Source organism: Candidatus Krumholzibacteriia bacterium, from assembly GCA_035268685.1.
Lineage (GTDB): Bacteria > Krumholzibacteriota > Krumholzibacteriia > JAJRXK01 > JAJRXK01 > JAJRXK01.
In genome coordinates this window covers 1-2,412 of record DATFKK010000086.1, presented here as the reverse complement: position 1 = coordinate 2,412, position 2,412 = coordinate 1, and the positions used below count along the sequence as shown (strand labels likewise).

Annotated in this window: 3 protein-coding genes; 1 reads left to right on the top strand and 2 read right to left on the bottom strand. The window is 67.9% G+C overall.

Annotation, left to right across the window (positions count from 1 at the left end):
* Positions 1-313, top strand: a 313-nt coding sequence (locus VKA86_08500) for a FlgD immunoglobulin-like domain containing protein (protein HKK71245.1), incomplete at its 5' end; no start/stop codon positions are given.
* A 99-nt stretch (positions 314-412) separates the two neighbouring features.
* Here the strand turns inward: VKA86_08500 and VKA86_08495 are convergent.
* Both VKA86_08495 and VKA86_08490 read right to left on the bottom strand, forming a co-directional pair.
* A complete protein-coding gene (locus VKA86_08495; protein HKK71244.1) occupies positions 413-700 on the bottom strand; it encodes an RNA-binding protein in 288 nt (95 codons plus the stop codon).
* 332 nt (positions 701-1,032) lie between these two features.
* Positions 1,033-2,412: FlgD immunoglobulin-like domain containing protein (locus VKA86_08490; protein ID HKK71243.1), on the bottom strand; the 1,380-nt coding region annotated here is incomplete at its 5' end.

Sequence of the window (2,412 nt, the reverse complement as noted above, 5' to 3'; positions counted from 1 at the left end):
CGCGACCTCGGCCCCGGCCGCTGCGTCGCGTACCACGATCGAACGTCTCGATGCGTATCCGAATCCCTTCAATCCGCGGTCGACCATCCGCTTCGTGCTGAGCGAACCCGCGTCCGTGGACCTCGTGGTCTACGACACCGCGGGACGGGTGGTGCGGACGATCGCCACGGGCGAGCGCATGGGCGTCGGCGAACACGAGCGGCTCTGGAACGGACGGGACGACGCCGGTCGGGGGGTGGGCGGTGGCGTGTACCTCGCCCGACTACGAGCCGGCGGAGCGGCCGAGACGGTGCGGCTCGTCTTGTTGAAATAGCCGGCGGCAGAACCGGCCGAACACGAAGAGGCCCCGTCTTCGATCGAAGACGGGGCCCACGTTTCCGTGACGGTCACGAAGACGCGTGTGCAGATCGGATTACCAGCGGCCGCCGCCGCCACCACCGCCGCCACCGCTGCGCTTGGGGCGATCGGTGGCCTCGTTCACGCGAAGCTCGCGACTGTCCATGGAATGGCCGTTCAGGGCCTGGATGGCAACCGGGGCACCGGCGTCGTCCATCTCCACGAAGCCGAAGCCACGCGGGCGACCGGTCTCGCGGTCATTGATCAGGGCGACGGAGTGCACCTCGCCGTGCTTCGCGAACAGGTCCGTGACCTGGGATTCCGTCGCGCTGAACGGCAGATTGCCAACATAGATCTTCTTCAAAGTCGTCTCTCCAGAACACCGGCCGAGCCGGTCGATACAGGCGGTCGAGCCGTTCGATGAACTTCGAACGTCGCGTCCCGCCAGGGAATCCTCGCCCCCGGTCTCGCGATCCGAGGCGAGGCCCTCGCCGGGCCGGATACGAAAAAACCCACTTCCAGACGGAAGCGGGCGATCGATTCCAGCGGATCGGCGAGGATTTTGCGGCCTCATGGCCACGCGAGGAAGGTAGGCGAAAGGGATTCGGCTCGCCAGCGGGGATCGAGGCGCGGGCGGCGGAAGGGTGAGAGAGCGCCATGCCCCTCACCCCTCGTCTCCGTCGAAACGTCCGTAGGCTACTCCACGAGCACCATCTTCGCCCCGGTGGCCACCGCGTCGCCGCTGACCACACGCGCGTAGTAGACTCCCGAGGCCACCGCGGCCCCTGCGTCGTCGCGGCCGTCCCAGGCGATCTCGTTGCGGCCCGCCGTGCCCAGCCCCCGGAAGGTCCGGACGCGACGCCCGGCGTCGTCGAAGACCACGAGCTCGTAGGTGCCCCCGGTGGCGAGCTCGAAGCGGATCGAAGTGCGTGCATTGAAGGGATTGGGCGCGTTCGGCAGTAGTTGCACACGGCGCGGCGAGGCCACCCCGTCGACGGCCGTCACCGCACCCGCGTCCCAGTACACGTCGTCGATCGCGAACTCGGCCGGGGTCCCGTTGCGTTCGAGGATCACGAAGCCGTAGCTCAGCATGCGCAGATCGATGGCCGTGCCGCGGATGTCGCTCACCGGGATCATCGCCTGGCCCCACTCGCCGTCACGCACCAGTCCGTACTTCGTCTGGAAGGCCGGGAATTCGACGTAGCTCTGATTGCCCCACGCGTCGATGATCCCGACCTCGAAGGTCACGTTCGCCGGCATCTTCACGCGGAAGTTCAGGGTGCCCTCGCCGAAGTCGAAGACGTTCAGGGGCTGCCTCGCCATGATCCCGGCGCCGAACCAGCCCGTTCCGTTCGTGCGCCAGGCCAGGACGTCGTCGCCCTCGAAGGGGGCGATCGTCCCCGGCTGGAGCGTGTTCTCCCACACGTAGATCTCCGAGCTCTCGGTCGGCACGAGCTCGGAGACCGTCGGGGTGGTCTCGGTGTACAGACCCACCGATCCCTGGCGGAAGGCCGGCGGACCCAGCGCGACCTCGCCCTGACCGTTCCACTCGTAGACGCGCACGTAGTCGACGAACATCTCCGCGGGCAACGGCATGGTGATCGGCGCGCCGCCCTCGCCCAGGACCGCGGCATCGGTGAAGGCGCCACCGACCGCGCAGTTGATCAGGAAGTAGAACGGCTCGCGGAACTCGTCCGCCTCGGTGTCGATGGTGAACGGCGCCGCGAAGAGGTCGTGCTCCACCCCGTCGTCGACGACGACGAAGCGGAGTGAGGTGTCGTCCCAGTACAGCCGGTACACGAGGAAGCGTTCGACCAGACCGTCGACCTGGTCGAAGTACGGCCGCGCGTACTGGTCGTTCGGGTCGTAGGACAGGCTCGCCGCACCGGTCGGGTTGTCCGGGTTCACCGCGGCGTCGGTGTAGAAGATCGCGTTGGCCGACACCGCCTCGTTGACGGTGGCGTCGTCGGTCCCGGCGCCGCCGTTGTGCGTGTCGTGCAGATCCCGGAACGTCTGCTTGCCGCCCATCTCCATCATGTCGAGCTCGCCCGACCGCGGCCAGGCCAGGTTGCTCGT